We start from the raw sequence: 20210 nt of genomic DNA, 5'->3' as shown, positions 1-20210 counted from the left end.
GTCTCATTCAATTGATAAATCTGGCGCACGTGATCCAACTCTGGGAGGTCCGCGATGGCCGTATTGACCGATCTGGCAGCGAATGCTGACTTGACGAATCTGATTTCACGGCGGGAGCGAAAAATCATCGCGTCCTGCCATTCTGATATCAGGGCGGTGACGATTGGCAAAACGGAACTGGCATGGCACCGCCGTCATCAGGACTCGCACATGCGTCGTGAGGCACTGCTGATTTTGTCTGGTAAAATGGTCCAGTCCTTGAATGGCGGCTATTACCAGGCTGTTCCGAATACGTTGTTTTTGTTTGATCACCACGAAAAGCACGACAGGGGCTACTATTCGTCGGCTCAGGGACGGCACCTGTGGATTTTTCTGGCCCCGGATGTGCTGGTCTGCAATCTGACCTCCTGCCGCCAAGGCAGCTACCGCTTCACTCACCGCTATTTCTGCAAGAACTTGGACCTCATCCGGCGCCTGGAAAACGCCTGGGATGATTGCTCGCGCCAGGATCGCTGGGCGCTGTCGCTGTCGGAACTGAACGCGCTATTCAGTGTCGTCTTCGCGGAATGTTACCGCGCTTTCAGCGATCCGGAACAGAGCGAAGAAAACGAGTACCAAATGCCGCATATGCAGGAAATCATGCAGATGATCAAGAGGTATTTACGGGATAATTGCGGTCGGAATTCGGGGATCGACACCCTCGCTCGCCTGGCCGGGTGCAGCCGGCAGCACTTTCTGCGCCTTTTCCAGACCTACACGGGCATGCGGGTGAAGGAATATGTCGATCTGGTCCGCCGGGAGAAGTACGACCAGCTTAAGAACGTCGCCACGGTGAAAAGCATCGCCTGGGAGCTGGGCTTCTCTTCCAGCGCCGCATTCCTTCACTGGAAAAAGGGCAAGCTGACCCCGCCAACAGGAGATATGGCAACGGACAAATAGGACCGCGCCAGCCCGTCCCACCGTCCGTCCGGTGTCGTCCTGCGCCGCGCCGCTTGCGGCGCGGGGTATAGTATGGGGCTCATTGCCTTTGACCGTGGTTTTCCATACAAACTCAAAAACAGTGGATTTGGTATGACACAGCGTATTGAGAGTGAATGGCGGCGGCTTGTTGATGGCTTGGTGTGCGAAATCAATATTGACGACAGCTGGTATGGCGTGGACGACGCACGGGCGCGGGGCTTCGCGTTGACTGCTGCGTTGGCGGGTGACGCGCGGGTGCTGACGGTCATCAACCAGTCTGGTCGGGACGTGCGTTTGGGCGGGTTCCGCTGGCGTGCGTCTGGGCCTGGCGGCGGCGTTTTGCCGGTGCCGGCCGAGCGTCTGCGCGTGTATATCGAGGGCTGGACCATGGCCAGCCCCTGCGGCGTGCGCAAATATGGCGACAGCGATTTTCGCTACAACCCGGAGTATCTCAAATTCGCCATGTGCGCTCCCGAGGAGTACAGCGGCGCGTCCAATCATTTTCACGCTGAGCACGCCATGGCCTTCAGTGACTGCGTGAGCGGCGAGACACTGCTTGCCGGCTTCATCAGTTCCGCTCGCCAGTTCGGGCGTTTTTCCTGCGTGCTGGACGCGCAGGGCGTGGCTGAATTCTGCGCGGTGAGCGATTGCAGCGGCGCGCTGCTGGGCGCTGGCGAAACCGTCGTATCCGAGGAGCTGGCTTTTTTCGCAGCGCCGTCCCTTTACGCAGCGCAGTGTCGTTTTGCCGAGTGCTGGGGCGCGCGGATGCACGCCCGCAAGCGGTTTGCGCCGCCACTCGGCTGGTGCAGCTGGTACTACTATTTTGCCAAAGTGCGCGAGGAGGACATACTCGAAAATGTCCGCTGGTTTGCCGACCATCGGGAGGAATTTCCCATTGAGTACATCCAGCTCGACGACGGTTATCAGCGCGCTCTTGGCGACTGGCTGGTCTGCAACGAGAAATTTCCGCATGGGCTGCGTTGGCTCGCGGCGGCGATCAAGCGGGCCGGCTTCAAGCCCGCGTTGTGGCTGGCGCCATTCCAGGTCGAGGACAATTCCGAGCTGCTGCGGGAGCATCCGGACTGGATGATTCAGAATGCGCAGAACGCGCCGTGTTTTCCCGCGTCGTGGCGCGAAGGGCACAAAGTTGCCATCCTGGACGGCTCCAACCCGGCTGTGCAGGATTGTTTCCGGTCGCTCTTCAAGACCTTGCGCGAGTGGGGTTTTGACTACGTCAAGCTCGACTTCATGGTGCAGGGCACGGTCTGTGGCGAGGGGCATTTCTGGGATCCCCGAGCGACTCGCGCGGCGGCATTTCGTAAGGGCCTGGAAGCGATACGGGAGGGCTTTGGCGAGGACGGCTTCATCCTTGGCTGCACCGCGCCCTTCGGGCAGATGGTCGGCCTGGTCGATGGCGAACGCGTGTCTACCGACATCACGCCGTACTGGGCGCCCGACCGCGAGTGCTTCGACGAGGCGCCGACGGTGCCCAATGTCTGCCGGAACATCATCCACCACGCCTACATGAATCACCGGTTGTGGATCAACGACCCGGATACCCACATTGCCCGCACGGACAACAACAAGCTGAGCAGCGACGAGGTGGAGTTGTGGACGGACGCCGTGCGGCTCGGCGGCGGCATGCTGCTGTTCAGCGACCGCTTCGCAACGCTGGTGCCCGAGCGGGCAGCCTTCTCCAAATCGCTGATCGCCGATCAGGACCAATACGAGTCGAGGCCCGTTGACGCCTTGGCGCGGCCCTTTCCGGCGCTGTGGCTTGGGCGGCACCGGGGCACTGGCGCGTTGCTGCTCGGGGTCTTCAACCTGAGCGATGGCGTCGAACGCGTTGACCTGCCGGCAATTCCCGGCAAGACGACGCTCAGGGAGCGCAAGAATGGCCGGGAGGTGCCGCTGGCCGGTGCGATAAACGTCTTGCCGCATTGCGTACGGCTCTTCGACGTGCGCTGAGGGTCAGGATGATGCGCGCGGTATGTTGTCCGCGCGCATGGTTGACTGCACTTGAGGCGCTCGGTGTGCGCGCCAGTGCTTATTGGGCTGCCTGCTTGTAGATCCAATAGACTTGGCTGGGATAGAGCGCCGTGGCTTGAACATATTTAGCGCCGCGCCACTCCCAGGCCGTGTGGCCATTTGGCAGAGTAGCTACCTCCTGCCCGATTCCGACAAAGGACCATTGGTCTGCCGGCAGGTCGGGGAGACCCAGGGGCGGATTGGCGGGGAGCAGGCCGGCGACTGCCACGGGAGGGTAGTAAGGAGCGGGCTCGCCGCCGCCGCAGACCCCCAATGAATTTTGATGGTTTTCCCGGAAGACCCACAATGGGGTTTGCAGGGGGACATCGTTACTGATGACGTACTTGTCGTCTGCCATCCGGTAGCAGGGTGCATCAAGCAGCATCGCGATGGTCTGCGGGTGGGCGATGGTGAAAGGCAGGCAGATGGCATTCCAGCCAGGCTGCCATGCGTAGTCGATCAGGTCGCAGGCGTAGGACCATTTCACGGTATAGGTGGCGTTGTTTGCTCGGCCGGAGAGGCTCACCAGGTCGATGGTCAGTTCGAATTCGCCGCTGGTCCAGGCGTTGTCCAGCAGGCCGTCGAGGGTATAGTTGCGTGCGTCGGTTCGGCTGAGGGTGAAAGCCCACTCTTCGCCGGCGAAACGGAGGGCAATGGCAGAGCGGAGGACATCAACATCCAGGTCAAGATTGGCATTGAAGGCCAAGGTGATTGGCGCGCTGTCACCGGGATTACGGGGCAGATTGGTCACGGTTACAGCCAGCGGGGCGGCGTGGAGGACGATCTTGAATTCGGCGACGGTGCTGGTATCGCTGCCGCCATTGGCGACGCCACCATCGTCCTGAATAGTGAAGCGGACGATGGCTTCTGAGCCCACCTTGTCCTTGGCAGTTTCGAGCAGGCTAAAGTTAAGCGTCACCTGCGAGCCTTGGCTACCGTTATAGGAAACTTGGCTGAAGCTACCCAGAATGCCGTCAGGATCGACTTGCTCAACCTGGGTGAAGCCCCGCAAGACTTGGACATTTTCATCCACGCCGCCGCCCATATTGACGTCAAAGGGGCCCCAGGTGATAAGTTCGCTGGTGCAATCATCTGGGAGGGCGTAGAAGTTGGTGACCGCCACAACTGGCGCGTCGTTGACTGGGAGGACCGTGAAAGTTACGTCAATCGGTGCCGAGTCGGCTGCGCCGTCATTGGCGGTGACCGTGAAGGAGACATAGCCATTGAAGTCCACGGCCGGCGTGAAGGCCACAGTCTTCTGCGTCGGATCGTAGGTCAGCGAGCCAGCGTCGGTTTGGGGGAAGGCGATGGTGTAGCTGCGGCCGGCATCGAGGTCAGCAACGTCGTCATCGGTGGGCGTCACGAAATCAGTAAGCGGCAGGGTGGTCGTAGCGCAGTCCTCAAGCAGCGCGGTGGCGCCAGTCCAAGGCAGTGGATCAACCAGAGCCAGCACCGGCGGGGTGTTGGCAATGACCACGCTCGTCGTGCTGCCTTCGGTGGAAACTACTTCAGCGCCGTACGCAGTGGTTTTGGCCTTGGCGGTGACCGTCCAGGTCTCGCCCTTGGCGCGGGTCGCGATGTCGGTGCTGGCATTCTTGTCATTGGCCCAGGTGAAGTCATAGCCCGTGACGGCATCGCCATCGGGGTCAACAGAGCCATCGGCAGTCAGGGTGATTGCCTGGGCGACTTTGGCCTCGCCGCCATCGGCGATTGCCGCGCCAGCCACGAGAATATTGAGTGTGGTCGGGTCACTGGCGGCGCGGTCGACGTCGCTGACGCGGATGGTCCACGTGGCGGAGGTATCGACGTTCATCGCGTCGGTGACTGTCACCGTGACAAAGAAGTCCTGGTTGGCGGGGCGGCCAGCGCCGGCGATAGCCTCGTAGCCAGGGAGGGTGATGTTAACGGTGCTGTCTTCCTCAATAGGAGCATTGGGGTATTCGGTGCTGGGAGCGTCGATGGCCCAGCCGGCGTGATTGCCAACGATTTCCCAAGTGATGCGTTTGACGCCATGAGGCGCAACGGCGTTGGCGGCCGCTGCGGTGACGCCGAGGGTGGCGATACTGGGATTGCCATTGGCATCGACCTCCGGCACGTTCACCATGCCACTGAGAGTCGACTGACCGGCGGCGGCGATGGTAAACATCGCGGTGTCAAGCACAGCAGCACTTGCGCCGGCGGGGTTGGTGCTGCTCAGGTCGGCGATGTATTCGCCGGGCGTCAGGAATTCGGCAAGCAACGTCGTGACCGGGATGATCATGCCATCAGCCCGGGGCTGGAATTTGACGTTGTTACGCTCGAACACCAGCTTGGGAGCCGCACCGAGGAGAATCGAGTACACTTTCAGCGTGTAGGTCGATGCCAGCGGTGCCTTGATATTGAAGGTCACGGTGTTGCCGTCGGGAGTAATCACAGCGTCGTCGGCATTGGCGAAGGACGCCGCCGTCGGTGCGGCGTAGAAAGGCACCAGGACTGTGTCGAGAAGAACTTTGGCCGGGTCGTTGACGACGCCACTCTCGTCCCGGGGCAGGATTTCCACCGTGTACGGTTTGTTTTCACCAGCTGTTGCCGAGGGCAGCAGGCCAGAGCATGGCACGTCGGAGCTTAGGTACTTTGCGGGTGTGAAGAGCATATCTTGGGGGCTGTCGGTCTTCATCAAGGTGTTTTGGGCTAGTACCGCGTCACCGTCCTTGATCCGGACCACGTAGCTGGTGTAGTCAGCGAAGGCGGGATTCTCGGCTAGCTTGGCATCGGTCAATTGGTAGAGCGGATACCATGGCATGGCGCCAAGGACGATCTTGAATTCAGTGACGGCGCTCGTATCGACACCGCCATTGGCGACGTCACCGCCGTCTTGAATAGTGAAGCGGACGATGGCTTCCGCGCCCACTTTGTCCTTAGCGGATTCGAGCAGGCCAAAGTTTATCGTCACCCGTGACCCCTGGCTACCGTTATTGTAAATCCAGCCGAAGCCACCCAGGATGCCGTCAGGATCGACCAGTTCTACCAGGGTGAATTCCTGCAAGCCTTGGGGATTTTCATCAGTACCGCCGCCCATATTGACGTCAAAGGGGCCCCATTCGATAAGTTCTTCATTGCAATCGTTCGGGGTGGCATAGAAGTCGGCGATGGCGATACTGGGCGCGTCGTTGACCGGCAGGACGGTGAAGACGACATCTATGGGCTCTGAGTCGGCCGTGCCGTCATTGGCGGTGACCGTGAAGGTGACATCGCCATTGAAGTCTATGGCCGGGGTGAAGGCCACCGTCTTTTGCGTCGGATCGTAGGTGAACGAACCCGCGTCCGTTTGGGTGAAGGCGATGGTGTAGCTGCGACCGGCTTCGAGGTCAGCAACGTCGTCATCGGTGGGCGTCACGAAATCAGTAAGTGGCAGCGTGGTCGTGGCGCAGTCTTCAAGCAACGCGGTGGCACCAGTCCAAGGCAGTGGATCAACCAGAGCCAGCGCTGGCGGGGTATTGACGATGACGACGCTCTTCGTGCTGCTTTCGGTGGAGATGGCTTCAGCGCCGTAGGCCGTAGTCTTGGCCTTGGCAGTGACGGTCCAGGTCTCGCCTTTGGCGCGGGTTGCGATGTCCGTGCTGACAGTCTTGTCATTGGCCCAGGTGTAGTCATAGCCCGTGACCACATCGCCATCGGGATCAACGGAGCCGTCGGCATTCAAGGTGATTGCTTGGGCGACTCTGGCTTCGCCGCCATCGGCGATTGCCGCGCCATCTACGAGAATCTCAAGCGTGGTCGGGGCACTGGCGGGGCGGTCGACGTCACCGACGCGGATGGTCCACGTGGCGGTTGACTCGACATCCATGGCATCCCACACCGTGATGGTCACGGTAAAGTCTTGGCTGGCAGGACGGCCGGCACCGGCGATGGTCTCGTAGCCCGGCAGAGTGATGCTCACGCTGTTGTCCTGCGAGGGGATGTTGGCATAGACGGTGCTCGGTGTGCTGACAACCCAGCCAGCCGGATTGCCGTTGACCGCCCAGGCGATCTTCTTGACGCCGAAGGGTGAGCCGATGTTGCTGTCGCTGGCATTGATGCCCAGGGTGAAAACGCTGGGAGTACCAGTGGCGTCGACTTCCGGGACGTCAACCACAGTACCGAGTGCGGGCTGGCCGGGAAGCGCGACGATGTTTGGAAAGGCGTTTTCGCGGAAAGCGACTGTTACGGTGGCAATGTTACTGTCGTCCGTGCCGTCGTTGGCCACAAAGGTAAAGGTGTCGACAGCGGCTCCGAAGAATTCCTGGCTGGGATCGGTGACGGTGTAGGTCGCAACATTGCCATTGATGACCACGGTGCCCTTGGTAGGCGCCGCGACAACAGCGTAGGAAAAGACATCAGCCGGATCGGCATCGGTGGCGGTCAGCGTGAAGGTCTGTTCGGCCTCGACGCTTTTTATGAGATACATAGAGCCATTTGCAACCACGGGTGCGGTGTTGCCAATGGTGACATCGGCGGTCACAGAAAAGGAGTGAAACTCGGCGCCGTAGGGTGATGTCACTGACACTACCGATGCCGTCCAGGTCTCGCCCTTTTGGGTAATGGTGCTGGGCAGTGAGGGGCCAGAAAGGAACTTTGTTCCGGATATCCATTCAACCACATAGCTGATGGCATCGCCGTCGGGGTCTGCTGCGGGCGTGCCGATGAAATTGATGGTGACGTTGTCGCCGGTCTTGGGCGCTGCGGGAGTAAAGCCGGTGATGGCCTGCGGGGCGCCTTGCGGGCGGTCGACGTCGGTGACCTTGACCGTCCACGTGGCCGTGGAGGTGGTGCCCGTGACATCAGTTACGGACGCTGTCACGGTGAAGTCTTTGTTTGCGGGCCGGGGCGAGCCGGTGATGGTGTCGTAGCCCGGGAGAGTGATGGTGATGGTGCTGTCCTGTGAAGGCTGGGCGGGATCGTAATTGGAAACCTGGGCATCGATGGTCCAGGCGTTGGTTTCGTCGCCAAGAGCAACTGCCCATTCAATCTTGGCCACGCCGTTGGGGGTGACGATCGGATCATCGGTGGCGTTGATACCCAGGGTGAAAAAGCTGGGAGCGCCATTGCCATCCACTTCGGGAACAGTCAACGTGCTGCCAAGCGCCGGCTGGCCACCAAGCGCGGTTATCACCGCTGGCGGGTTGGCGCGGTAGCTGACGGTCACTGTCGCCGGCGCGCTGGTGCCCGTGGTCGCATCACTGGCCGTGAACTGGAAGGTGTCGGCGGCGTTATCATAGAATTCAGTATTAGTGTCGGTGACGGTGTAGGTGGCTTTGTCGCCAGCAATAGTCACTGTGCCTTTGGTCGGCTGAGTCGTGATCGCGTAAGTCACCGGCTTGCTAGCATCGCCGCCCGTGGAAGTCAGGGTATACACCTTGCTGGTCTCAGCGCCCTTCTGAATGAACAGACTGCCAGCAGCCACCGCGCGCTTCGTGAAGACGGGGACAGGGATTTGCTGAACCACATTGTACGGGGGAGTGACTTTACCCCAGGCGGATTGGCCAAGAGTCTGCTCGTTAAAAGCAAACGAAGCAGCCAACTTATACGGCATGTTGTTCACACCAATCATAGCTTGTGGAATTGCGACTAAAATTTGTGCGATGAGTATCTCGCCCCCGGTAGCTTCCATGGCATACTTACCAACGGCTGACTTCACATTGAAGGTCAGGCTTTGTCCACTAACACCAGTTTTGGTGAAATTGGCATCGGCAGAAAAGGCTGCTGTGACCTCCTTAATCGCATCGGCTGGCGTACCGACGAAATCCATGCCACCGCTGTTTGCCAAATCAAAGGTCATGACAAAAGATTTGACCTTCGCATTTGCATTCATGTAGATGTTGATAGTTGCATGTTGATCTACCCCATGTACGAAATTGTCTGCTTCAACATTGAAATCCAGCTGGGGCATGTCGGTGACCTTGACCGTCCAAGTGGCGGTGGAGGTTACGCCAATGGTATCGGTGACGGTTGCCGTCACGATGAAGTCTTTTGTCCGAAGCAGAGGCGAACTAGTGATGGTACCGTAACCAGGGAGGGTGAGGGTTATGGTGCTGTCCTGCGAAGGATGCGCGGGATCATAATTGGTAACCGGGACATCGATGGTCCAGGCGTTGGTTTCGTCGCCAAGAGCAACGGACCATTCAATCTTGGCCACGCCGTTGGGGGTGACGATCGGATCATCGGTGGCGTTGATACCCAGGGTGAAAAAGCTGGGATCGCCATTGCCATCCACTTCGGGAACAGTAAAGGTGCTGCCAATGGCCGGCATACCATCAAGCGCGGTGATCACCGCCGGCGGGTTGGCGCGATAGCTGACGGTCACTGTCGCCGGCGCGCTGGTGCCCGTGGTCGCATCACTGGCCGTGAACTGGAAGGTGTCGGCATTGGCATCATAGAATTCAGTTTCGGTGTCAGTGACGGTGTAGGTGGCTTTGTCGCCAGCCACAGTCACTGTGCCTTTGGTCGGTTGAGTCGTGATCGCGTAAGTCACTGGCTTGCTAGCATCGCCGCCCGTGCAGGTCAGGGTGTACACCTTGCTGGTCTCCGCGCCCTTCTGGATGAACAGACTGCCAGCAGCCACCGCGCGTTTCGTGAAGACAGCAATGGGTATCTGTTGAACAACATTGTATGCGGGGGTGACTGAAGCCCATGCGGATTGTCCCAAGGTCGTCTCGTTAAACGCAGTTGAATTAGCTAACATATACGGCAGGTTATTCGCTCCGACCATGGCAGGAGGAATTGACACAAAGATTTTTGCAATAAGAATCTCGCCATCAGTAGCTTCCATGGCATATTTGCCAACAGCTGACTTCACGTTAAGGGTCAAGCTCTGGCCACTAACACCGGTCTTAGTGATATTGGCATCGGCTGTGTAAGCTGCGGCGACCTCATTAATCGCATCGGCTGCCACGCCTGTAAAATCCATGCCACCGCTACTGGCCAAATCAAAGGTCATAACGAAAGACTTAACCTTTGCGTTCGCATTCATAAAGACATTGAAGGTTGCATTCTGATTGACGCCATGGACAAAATTATCCGCAGTTATTCTGAATGCTATTTGTGTTTGGGCAGATGCGTTTAGAGAACATCCCATGGCAATAACTGCCATCAAGGTGATGAGCCTGCTGATGTTGAAACCTTTCATGCGCTATTCCTTTCACCTGATCGAGGTGATCTTGTTAATTACATCTAGTACTAGCATACCGTGTTTACTCTACGATTAAACCATCAACAAGCTCTCGCAACGTCTGAAGTGCTGTGTCAGCATCCACTTGTTGGGCCTGCTCGGTGAAAGGAAGAAGATTTTCACTCGTATACCATGCCGCACTGCCTGGCTGGCAGCCATCCATATAAAAGTTGTAGAGGAACATGGCATCGTTGGAGTCGGGGTATCCGTCTGCGCCAGCGCCATCGTAGTCCAGCACCTCAATATTCTCCTGGATGAATGTCAGGGCTGCTGTCGCGGCGGTTACGGCTGCGGTCGCATCGGCAAAACTTGTGAAGGGGAGTAAGTTCTCATAGGTATACCACGTTGCGGTCGCCGGCTGGCAACCGTCCACGACGAAGTTGTACAAGAACATCACATCATTGGCGGTGATTTTCCCATCCCCATCGAAGTCGAGGGTGCCGAATTGCTGGATGATAGCGATGAGATTGCCGAGGAGTTCTTCGGCGGTAGGCGTGCCGTCTATCTCTGTCAGCGTGGTGTTGGCGGACAGCGGCGCGAGGCCAGTCTTGGTGGGCTGCGCGGATAGCAGCCAGTCACCGTCGGCCCGGGTATTATTTTTGGTCAGGGTGGCGATGAGCACGTTGGGGTCAGTGCCATCCCAAGCGAGGGCCACATCGTAACCGGGAGCGACGACTTCGACGATCCAGGCAGCAGCTGCGGAGATATCTGCGGGAAGGATATCAGCTCCGCTATTATTTGGCCGGTAGCCGGTCAGCAGACCAGCACCATCATATACGGGAAAAGCCAAGAGAGTTGTGCCGGCATTAAGATTGATGCTGATGGTGTAGGACGTCACGGCGGCAAGAGATGGCATATTCAAGGTGATGACGGCCGGTTCCAGATTGCCATCATCGTCTTTGCCTACCATCTGGGTCGGGTTGTTGGGGTCGGTCTGAAAATCAGCAGTACCGACGCCTACGCCCAGCGTGTAGGTAATGCCGGCTTTGACGCTGAAGGTGGCGCCAGCGACAACTGCCTCGACTTTGTTTTCGCCCTTTTCGGTCCAGGCGATGATGAAATTGGCAGGAATTGCACCGTCCACGGCGGTCCAGGTAAGGCGGGCGTTGCTACCGGCTACCAGCACCCAGCGGTTGTCAACACGAGTGGCGCTGGCCTTGATATCGACCTGTAGGCGATTGTAGTAGGCCTGGATATCCGCAGGTACTGCTGGATTGCCAGCGGGATTGGCCAGGTAGACATCCACCACGCCGAACATGCCGCTGAAGGGCGGCATGGGTTCCATGGCGGCTGTGCCTTCGCCGAAGGACATGGTCGGCCCCTCGGTGCAGCCGTTGACAAAGACATCGACCTGCCAGGCATGGAGGCTTCCAGGCGCGATAGCCAAAATCAGAACGACCCACATTACCCGCCAAATGCCGCTGGTTTGCTGCCGTTTCATGGAACAACGCTCCTCTTTTTGTCGACGTGGACTATGGAAAACAATGGGATTAGCAATCCTATGGTTGCTCTGCCGGGGGCACTGTGGGGGGCAGAGGGAACGGTTCTTCTGGTGTAGCAATTCGTTCTTATGGTTTTTACGGGGATTTCTCGAGGGTGCTTTCACGGCTGACTGGTGGGGCGCGTCTGATTTGTGGTCAATGCGGGGGGGGCTGCTTTAGGTGGCATCAGCCGCTGGTGTGGCGTCGTCGTCTGGGAAGTCCTCATTGAGCATATCCGCGAACTGTTTTTCGAGGGTGGGTAACGCAAACAAGTAGAAGGGAGTGAATATCTTGTAGTTCAGGTTTTCGTCAGCGCAGCAGGTAATGAAGCGGTGCTGGTCATGGTTGAAGAGGCGTGCACGGTCGACCCACTTGCTAATGTTCAAGGTACAGCCTGATTTGGTCTCGAAAATGTAGAATCGATTATTGATTTCGACGACCAGGTCAAGCTGCATGTCATGTGATTTTTCCGCAGGGGAATCGAATGACTTCAGTTTGACGTCCCGGAAAAGCTTGTACTTAATGGTGTGAGTCTTGCTAAATGCATCCAAGGCCTTGACTATGAGGCAGCGGTTGGTTTCTTCAGCCCAGCCGCCGTTGAGGAAATTTTTGGGCGGGCCCGAGATGGACGGCTTGACCTCAATGATGTCTTCTTTTCGATTAAACTGGTACTCTAGCCATGACTTTTTCGCCAATTCTTTGCAGAGATTCAGGAGGTCGGTCAGGTCGGACGGTGACAGGTTTTTGACGTCGTACGTGAATGCCTGTTTGGCATTACGATGGAGATGCTTGATAAAGGGCAGTGATATCTTCCGGCAGTTCCATATCTGTTTGGCGATGGGATACAGCTCCTGGGAGACATTGCTGGTTTGCAGAGTGACCAGGCGCATACTGTGTGCGTAGAAGAACTCGGCCAGTTTTTTGGTTTGACGCTGGGCCAGGTACTTGTCTTGTGCACGTATGTCGGCGACAGCGCCGTCGCGAACGGCCAGTAACTCGGCGTGTTTGCCCCGGAGGCATGCCAGCTGCTGTTCTTGGCAGGCGATAGCATAGTCGAGATGAGCAATCTCATCGTTGGCACTGCGTTGGGTCATCGCTGCCCTCTCTTCTTGGGGGAAAGTCCTCGGCAACCGAATAGCGAAGAAAAAGATTATCCCGGCTTTCCTGCTTTTCAATGCGGAGAAACGAGAATAGTTGCCGCCGGAAAATTGGCCACCCGTTGATACCAGCCGTTCACGCAGCCATTTGTTTTCAGCGCCAAAGGCGCGGCCTAAGACAGCCCAGGGCAAGTGCCCGCAGGGCGCGTCGCCCTGGGTAATAAAGGTCCCACCAGAAACGAGAGCCCCGAAGGGGCGACCTAAAAACAGCGTCCCCGGCGTAACGTAAACGGCGGCAATCGACGGCAATCGACGGGACGATGGATGGGGCGGACACATAGGTCCGCCCCTACGGAATTCGCCGGCACGCGGCGGCAATCGACGGCAATCGACGGGACGATGGATGGGGCGGACACATCGGTCCGCCCCTACGGAATTCGCCGGCACGCGGCGGCAATCGACGGCAATCGACGGCAATTGTGTTGCCGTGTTGCCGTGTTGCCGTGTTGCCGTGTTGCCGTGTTGCCGTGTTGCCGTGTTGCCGTGTTGCCGTGTTGCCGTGTTGGCTGGTCAGGCCTTACGGGGGATGAGCCTAGAGAAGCAGATGGACGGGTCGGGGAGATTGGGCGAGGGGGCGAGTTCTTTGCCGGCGAGGATAAGCAGCACCGACAGGCCTTTGAGAGGCAGCGGGCCGTCCTTGGGCAGGGGTATTTCCGTCAGGACGCAGTGGTCGGCGTCGAGGATATACGCGTGGCAGTCGGCGCGTGAGACGCCGGCGAGGTCGATGGTCAGTGCGCGGTCTTCGGTGCTGTTGCTGACGATCAGCGCGACCTTGGCCGCGGCGGTGGCATCCTGGACGTCGCTGCAGGAGCTGCTGGCGCTGCTGGTGTTGCTGGTGTTGCCGGTGCTGCTGGCGCAGACGTATAATTCGTCGCCGTCGGTGCTGGCGAGGACCTCGTTTTTGAGTTTATAGACTTCGTTGAAGGCCTTGAGGGCGAAGAAGGCCGGGGTGGGGAGGAGGCTGGGGAAGTAGAAGAGGCCGCAATAGCCGCTTTGGGAGTATGCGCAGTAGTACATGGCGGTATCGACGGGGCTGTCCTGCATCACGCAGAGTTCGGCGGCGGTGAAGGCTGCGCCGGGCATTTCTTTTTTGAGGACGTGTTCGCCGCCCCACTTGGCGCTTGTTTCGTCGCGGCGGACGTAGTTCCACTCATTGACGGATAGTTCAGTGTGCTGGAAGCCCGCGTCATCCAGGCGCTTGCGGGCGTAGTTGGCGTGGACGCCGATTTCCTTGGGGTCGGTGGAATACAGGTGGAAGGAGAAGAAGTCCAGCGGGCAGGCGTTTGCAGGCGTGGTGATGAAGTCCATGAAGCGGTTGAAGAAGGGCATCATCCGGACCATGTACTTGTTCATGGTCGGTCGGGTGATTTCGTAGAAGCCGCTGCTGGCGAAGCCGCCGATTTTGAGCTGCGGGAAGCATTTTTTCAGGTGTCGCGCGGCCACAACGTAGAGCTCGCAGAATTCGTCGGTGGTGCCTTGCCAGCAGTCCGGGTTGTCCGGTTCATTCCAGATTTCCCAGTAGCGGATGGTGTAGTGGAAGCCATTAGCCCAGCCTTCGGTGTAATGGCGGACGACGTGTTCGCAGATTTCGGCCCATTTCTGCAGGTCTTTTGGCGGGAAGATCGTGTAGGCTTTGAGCACCTGGAAGTTTTCGATGGTGACGCCGAGGCGGAAGAAGGGCTCGATGCCCGAGTCGACAAGAACCTTGAGATAGGCGTCGGTGAAGGTGAAGTCGTAGGACTCGGGCGCGTTGACATCGGCAGTGAAATCGCGGAAGAGATTGGGGATGTCGACGAGGAGATTGCGGCCGAAGGCGCCGCCGACGTCATGCAGGCGCGCAAAAGGCACGCCGATCTCTGCCAGACGCTCATGTTTGCCCCAGTATTGCGGATCGGGGCGGTTGACGCCGTGCAGGGGCTTGATTGTTCTGCCGGTCGTCTTGCTGAAATCAATGCTGATGCGGTCTGCCATGATACGACAATGCCTCCTCAAAAATGGGGATAAAAATGGATGATGAGTGCGCCGGCAATGACGTCCGCGCCAGGAGAACGGGAAAGAGTAGCATGCCTTTGCGGATTGGCAACGCGGCTGGCGGCATTTCGTAGGCCGTTTTTTGTTATCGGTCAGTAATCACCTCGGTGGGGAAAACACCGGGGACAATTTGCAGGAAACCCACGGCCAACCGCCGCCCAGCCATTACCCATGGGTGACTAACCAGACAGCGGATTTCATAGGAGCAATGCTCTTCACATAGCATGCCGTAATCGCCGGCAATGAGTTGATTGGTAACCATGCACAAGATCATTCGCCGAGGTTTTGAGCACCGAAGGTGCGCCCTAAGATAGCCCAGGGCAAGCGCCCGCAGGGCGCGTCGCCCTGGGTAAGGTGCCCCATCCCAAAAGAGCCCTGAAGGGGCGGCCTAAAAGACCTGCGACGAAGGGTCACAGCGCAAAATTGCCGCAGCAATCAATGAGTTCCATTGCCTCTTTGGCCCCAGTCAACTGCGCCGACTGGGGCCAAAGAGGCTGAGGAACACGGACAAAAAAGGCGCTCTACCCAGGGCGACGCACGCTTTCAGCGTGCTTGCCGTGGGCTATCATAGATCGCGCTTTCAGCGCTCAAATGCCAACAGGATGATGGTTTGCGACAGGGCGATCAAAAAGGCCGCAGGGACAACAAATATCAATGGCTAACCGATTACCGGTTATTTGTACAGCCTTGTTGCGAGCAGCCATTACCGACGGCCGGGAGAGGGGCGGGCTACGGTTGGCGGGGATGGCGGGTGCGGGGAATGAGCCGTCGCGTCGGAGTGGGCGAGACGCCCACTCCACGCCGGGAGAGGGGCCAGGTACGGTTGGTGGGGGATGGCTGGTGCGGGAAATGAGCCGTCGCGTCGGAGTGGGCGAGACGCCCACTCCACGGCCGCGAGAGGGGCCAGGTACGGTTGGTGGGAGACCGGCGAACGAAGGGCGCGGGATTATGTCCATTGAGTCCATACTGTCCATACTGTCCATAGAAACCCTGGGGCGTCCTTTTTGCTGGGCGGTGGGAAAGAAACTCATTGCGGTGGTTGATATTTGCGGTGCTTTGGGCGTATTATATAGAGAACGGTCCTGCCGGCGCGTCGAGTGTGGGGTTCGCAGGCAAATGCGTTGGTCGCGCAGAGAAGACGCGTGGCGAACGGCTTGCGCGGGCTGCGGTAAGTTATGAGAGGCGGCAGGCGCTGGCAATGAAACAACCCTTGGTGTTTGCATACCGGATAGGCAGCTTATGAGTGCTCATATGTCGTCACAAATGCCGCTGGCTCTGACGCGTTTTCGACTAGTGCTGTGGGGGATGGCGGCAATACTGGTCGTGGCGGCCGTGCTGGCGGCTGGTGTCGGTTACGGCCACTGGCTGGTGCGGAGCCATGAAGAGGCATTGCGGCGGGACCTGCTGCGGCAGGCATCGCAGATTGCCCGCTCGCTTGAATATGACGTGACGGCCACGTTTGCAGAGGCCGAAAGCGGCAAGCACGATGAGCACATTGAGCGCATCAGGGACTACTTGCAGATACTTGACCAGAATTTTTCTGATGCGCATTCCATCTATCTGGTGGGCTTGCGGGATGGCGGCGACGCATTTTTCTTTTGTGGCCACGAGTACACGGATGCCTCTGGCCATGCCATGCATTGTACGCGGCACAGCCAGTCCATGCCAGATTTGGTGGCGGCGGTGGGTCGAGGCGAAAAGGTCGTCAGCGGGCCTTATGCTTATGGCCAGTCGCTGTGGTTGTCGGCGTTGGCGCCGATCCGCCATCGGGTGAGTGGCAAGACCGTGGCGTTGCTGGGGATGGATGCGGAGTATGAATCGTGGCGCACGCGTCTTGTCTGGCCGCTCGCTGGCGTGGCGCTGGTGACTGTGTTGATGCTAGCGTGCGTAGCCGTGGGCATCAGTGCCTTTTGCCGCCGGCAGTTGCACCCGGAACGGCGCTTGGCGTTGCTATGGGAGCCCGGCTGTCTGCTGCTGTTTGGACTGCTGTTGTCAGCGGCGGTATCATGGCAGATACGGCGAAATGACCAGCTCGGTCAGAAGACTTTTTTTCAGCAGCTGGCTGACAGTCGTAGCGAGATCATCGCCGGCATTTTTGCCGAAGTCAGGGTGTCGGAATTGGCGGGTATAGCGGGGCATTTGGCGACGATTCCGGAAATCACTCAGGATGATTTTGTGCTTTACTCGCGGCACTTAACCAAGACGTCGCTCGTGCAGGCGCTGGCGTGGATGCCGGTGGTTAAGGCCGAGGACAAGGCCGAGTTTGAGGCCACAATGCGGCAGATGTGGGGGGGCGATTTTATGGTCTGGCAGCATGGTGAAGACGGTCGCCGCGAGGCGGCGAGTGGTCGCGATTTGTATTACCCCATTGTCAATTTATATCCCGTGGTCGGCCATGAAAGCGTAGTGGGTTTTGATCATGGCAGCAAAGATGAGCGGCGTTTGGCGTTGGAAAAGGCCATACGCGTGCGCATGCCGACTGCCACGGAGTCCATTGGGGTGGTGCATGACCGCCTGCGGGTGGGCAAGAACATCATTGTCTATGCGCCTGTTTTTGCTAGCGATGGCACGGGGCGTCTGCGTGGGGCGGCGTCGCTGGTGATGCGCATGGACAAGATATTCAACGTCGATCGCGGGCGCCATCCGCTGATTGCCCTGGAGTTTTCGTATTTGCCGCCCGGTGGCGGTGTGCAGGCGATGTTTTCGGCGGGCGAGGCGGGCGAAGCGCCAGCGGCTATGCAGTTACGGCGGCCTATTTGCGAGTTTGGGCAGGTCTATATGCTGACGGCGCGACCAAGCGTGGAGTTTCTGCGCTCCACCAGGCATTGGAAAGAGCGCCTGGCCTTTCTGGCCGGGGCGCTGTTGAGTGCGACGATGACGACCATTTTATTTCTGCTGCTGCGGAACCGCCAGCAGCTGCAGGAGCAAGTCGCTGCGCGCACGGCACAGCTGAGTGCGAGTGAAAAGAAATTCCGCATGCTTTTTGAGAACATGATTGGTGCTTTTGCGTTGCATGAAATGCTTTACGACGACAGTGGCAAGGCGGTGGACTACCGCTTTGTTGAAGTGAATCCGGGTTTTGAAAATATCACTGGCTTGGAGGCGTCGGCGATCCTTGGGCGGACGGTGCGGGAGGTCTTGCCGGCCACTGAGCAGGAGTGGCTTGACACCTACGCAGAGGTCGTGCGCAGCGGCCAGGGCCGTTATCTGCAGCGTTATTCGGTGGAGTTGGGGCGCCATTATCGCGTCTGGGCGTATCGGACGGAGCCGCCCTATTTTGCGACTTTCTTTGTGGACGTCACCGATCAGGTGAAACTCGAAGAACAGCTGACACTGTATTTCAATACCAGCGTCGATCTGTTCTGCATTCTCGACCTCAAAGGCACCTTTTTGCGGGTCAATCCGCAGTGGCGGGAGACGACGGGCTTTGCTGCGGCAGACATGATCGGGAAGACCTATCAGTCTTGCTTGCATCCGGACGATGTGCCGGCCTCGCGCACGGTTTTTGCTCGCCTGCAGGAAGGCAAGGGCATTGATGGCTTTGTCAACCGTTATCGTCATGCGGATGGCGGCTATCGCTGGATTGAATGGCGGGCGACCATTGGCGATGGGCTGATCTACGCGTCGGCGCGGGACATCAGCGGGCGTCGCGAGCAGGAGTCTCGGCAGGCGGAAAACAATCGCTTGCTACGGGAATCCGAAGAGCTGGCGCGGAAGATGGCGCAGCAGGCCGAAAGTGCCAGTCGCGCCAAGAGTGAATTTCTTGCCAATATGAGCCACGAGATTCGCACGCCTCTCAATGCGGTGATCGGCATGGCCGACATGTTGCTTGAGCTGGAGTTGCCGCTGGTTGGGCGGCAGTACGTCGAGATGATCAGTAAGAACGGCGAAGCGCTGCTGGCGTTGCTTGGCGATATCCTTGATTTCGCCAAGATTGAGGCCGGGCAGATCGAGCTCGAACCGGTGGATTTCGACCTAATGAAGCTGGTGGATGATGCGGTGGTGACCATGGCCTACAGCGCGGTTGGCAAAGAGATGGAGGTCAACTGCTATGTGTCCGCCAGTGTGCCGCAGTGGTTGCATGGCGATCCGGGGCGCCTGCGTCAGGTGTTGGTGAATCTGATCGCCAACGCCATCAAATTCACTGACGCTGGCGATGTGACTGTGCGTATTGAACTGCTGCCGCCGGAAAGCGGCGTGAGGACGGATGGGGCAAGAGGCAACACCGTCGCGCTGTATTTTTCGGTCTGCGATACTGGCGTTGGCGTTGATCCCGCGAAGCTCGGCGGGCTTTTCAAGCCCTTTGTGCAGGGTGATTCGACGTCCACGCGCAAATATGGCGGCACCGGTCTGGGGCTGGCGATTTGCCGGCAGCTGGTGGAGTTGATGGGCGGCGAGATCGGCTTGCGCAGTCAGGCCGGCAAGGGCTCCGAGGCGTGGTTCACGGTACGGCTGGAACCGTCGCATGGTGCTCACGAGGGCAGCCGGGTCAAGCCCTGGATGATCCGGCCCGGCACCAAAGTGCTGTTGGTGGACAGCCATGGCAGCCACAGTCGTCTACAGGCCTATGAACTGGCGGCCTTCGGCTACGAGCCGCATATCGTTGGTAGCGGCGAGGCGGCCCTGGCGGCATTGCGCAAACATGCTGATGGCGAGCCTATTGCGGCTGTCGTTATGGATCATTTTCTGCCCGACATGGATGGTGTGACGTTGGCGCGGCGCATTAACGACGAGGGCATGGCGCCGGCATCGGGGATGATCCTACTGCTGAGCTCCAACGACACCCTGCCGTCTGACAAGGCCGTTGACTGCTGCTGCCGGGCCGTGCTGCACAAGCCGCTACCGCAACGGGCGCTCATAGAGGTACTTGCAGGCACCCTGCCGTCGGCGCCGGCCGATGCGTTGCTGCAGACGGTAGAGCACGTGAAATCGGAGAGCGAGCTGAACGTGATTGTCGCTTGTCTGCAGAAGCGACAGGCACGGGTGCTGGTGGTCGAGGATGTGGCCGTCAACCAGTCCGTAATCAAGGCCATGTTGCGTAAATTCGGCGTGGTGGTGGACGTGGCCGACAATGGTCTCGAGGCCGTGCGGCTGCTGGAGAAGAGCAGCTATGATATGGTGCTGATGGACGTGCAGATGCCCGTGATGGACGGCATCGCGGCTACCCGGGTGATCCGCGACGAAACGTCGGCCGTGTTGGACCACGGGGCGATCATTGTGGCGACGACGGCGCATGCCATGAAGGGCGACGAGAAGCTCTGTCTGGAAGCCGGGATGAATGACTACCTGACCAAGCCCATTCGGCCGCGGCAACTAGCGGAGATGCTGGCCAAGTGGCTACTGCCGCGCGGCTGAGGACCCCGGTGG

The 20210-nt window shown here is 58.8% G+C and carries 8 protein-coding genes; 3 read left to right on the top strand and 5 right to left on the bottom strand.

Annotated elements, in window-relative coordinates; translation table 11 throughout:
* The first annotated feature begins 210 nt into the window (after window positions 1-210).
* Window positions 211-939, top strand: a complete 729-nt coding sequence (locus J3R75_RS05140; protein WP_307260295.1) for a helix-turn-helix domain-containing protein — start codon at window positions 211-213, stop codon at window positions 937-939.
* A 132-nt stretch (window positions 940-1071) separates the two neighbouring features.
* Window positions 1072-2928: a glycoside hydrolase family 36 protein gene (locus J3R75_RS05135; RefSeq protein ID WP_307260293.1), complete on the top strand. Its 1857-nt coding sequence runs from the start codon at window positions 1072-1074 to the stop codon at window positions 2926-2928.
* Window positions 2929-3007: 79 nt separating this feature from the next.
* On the opposite strand, the gene J3R75_RS05130 is transcribed toward J3R75_RS05135, so the two are convergent.
* The 5 genes from J3R75_RS05130 to J3R75_RS05110 all read right to left on the bottom strand — a co-directional run bounded on the left by J3R75_RS05130 (window position 3008) and on the right by J3R75_RS05110 (window position 15105).
* Window positions 3008-9943, bottom strand: coding sequence for an Ig-like domain-containing protein (locus tag J3R75_RS05130; RefSeq protein ID WP_307260292.1), 6936 nt, complete (start codon window positions 9941-9943; stop codon window positions 3008-3010).
* A gap of 253 nt (window positions 9944-10196) precedes the next feature.
* Window positions 10197-11615 (bottom strand): hypothetical protein, encoded by a 1419-nt coding sequence (locus J3R75_RS05125; RefSeq protein ID WP_307260291.1) that lies wholly within the window; start codon window positions 11613-11615, stop codon window positions 10197-10199.
* A 216-nt stretch (window positions 11616-11831) separates the two neighbouring features.
* Window positions 11832-13091 (bottom strand): hypothetical protein, encoded by a 1260-nt coding sequence (locus tag J3R75_RS05120; protein WP_307260290.1) that lies wholly within the window; start codon window positions 13089-13091, stop codon window positions 11832-11834.
* A 231-nt stretch (window positions 13092-13322) separates the two neighbouring features.
* Window positions 13323-14783, bottom strand: coding sequence for a GH39 family glycosyl hydrolase (locus J3R75_RS05115; protein WP_307260289.1), 1461 nt, complete (start codon window positions 14781-14783; stop codon window positions 13323-13325).
* A gap of 145 nt (window positions 14784-14928) precedes the next feature.
* Window positions 14929-15105 carry a hypothetical protein gene (locus J3R75_RS05110; protein WP_307260288.1) on the bottom strand — a complete coding sequence of 59 codons (177 nt, stop codon included), beginning with the start codon at window positions 15103-15105 and terminating at the stop codon, window positions 14929-14931.
* A gap of 989 nt (window positions 15106-16094) precedes the next feature.
* Between J3R75_RS05110 and J3R75_RS05105 the strand changes: the two genes are divergently transcribed.
* Complete coding sequence (locus J3R75_RS05105) at window positions 16095-20198, top strand: PAS domain-containing hybrid sensor histidine kinase/response regulator (RefSeq protein ID WP_307260287.1); 4104 nt, start codon at window positions 16095-16097, stop codon at window positions 20196-20198.
* Window positions 20199-20210 lie beyond the last annotated feature (12 nt).

The sequence above is a fragment of the Oligosphaera ethanolica genome, assembly GCF_030814695.1.
GTDB lineage: Bacteria > Verrucomicrobiota > Lentisphaeria > Oligosphaerales > Oligosphaeraceae > Oligosphaera > Oligosphaera ethanolica.
This window is presented reverse-complemented; position numbering and strand designations above follow the sequence as displayed.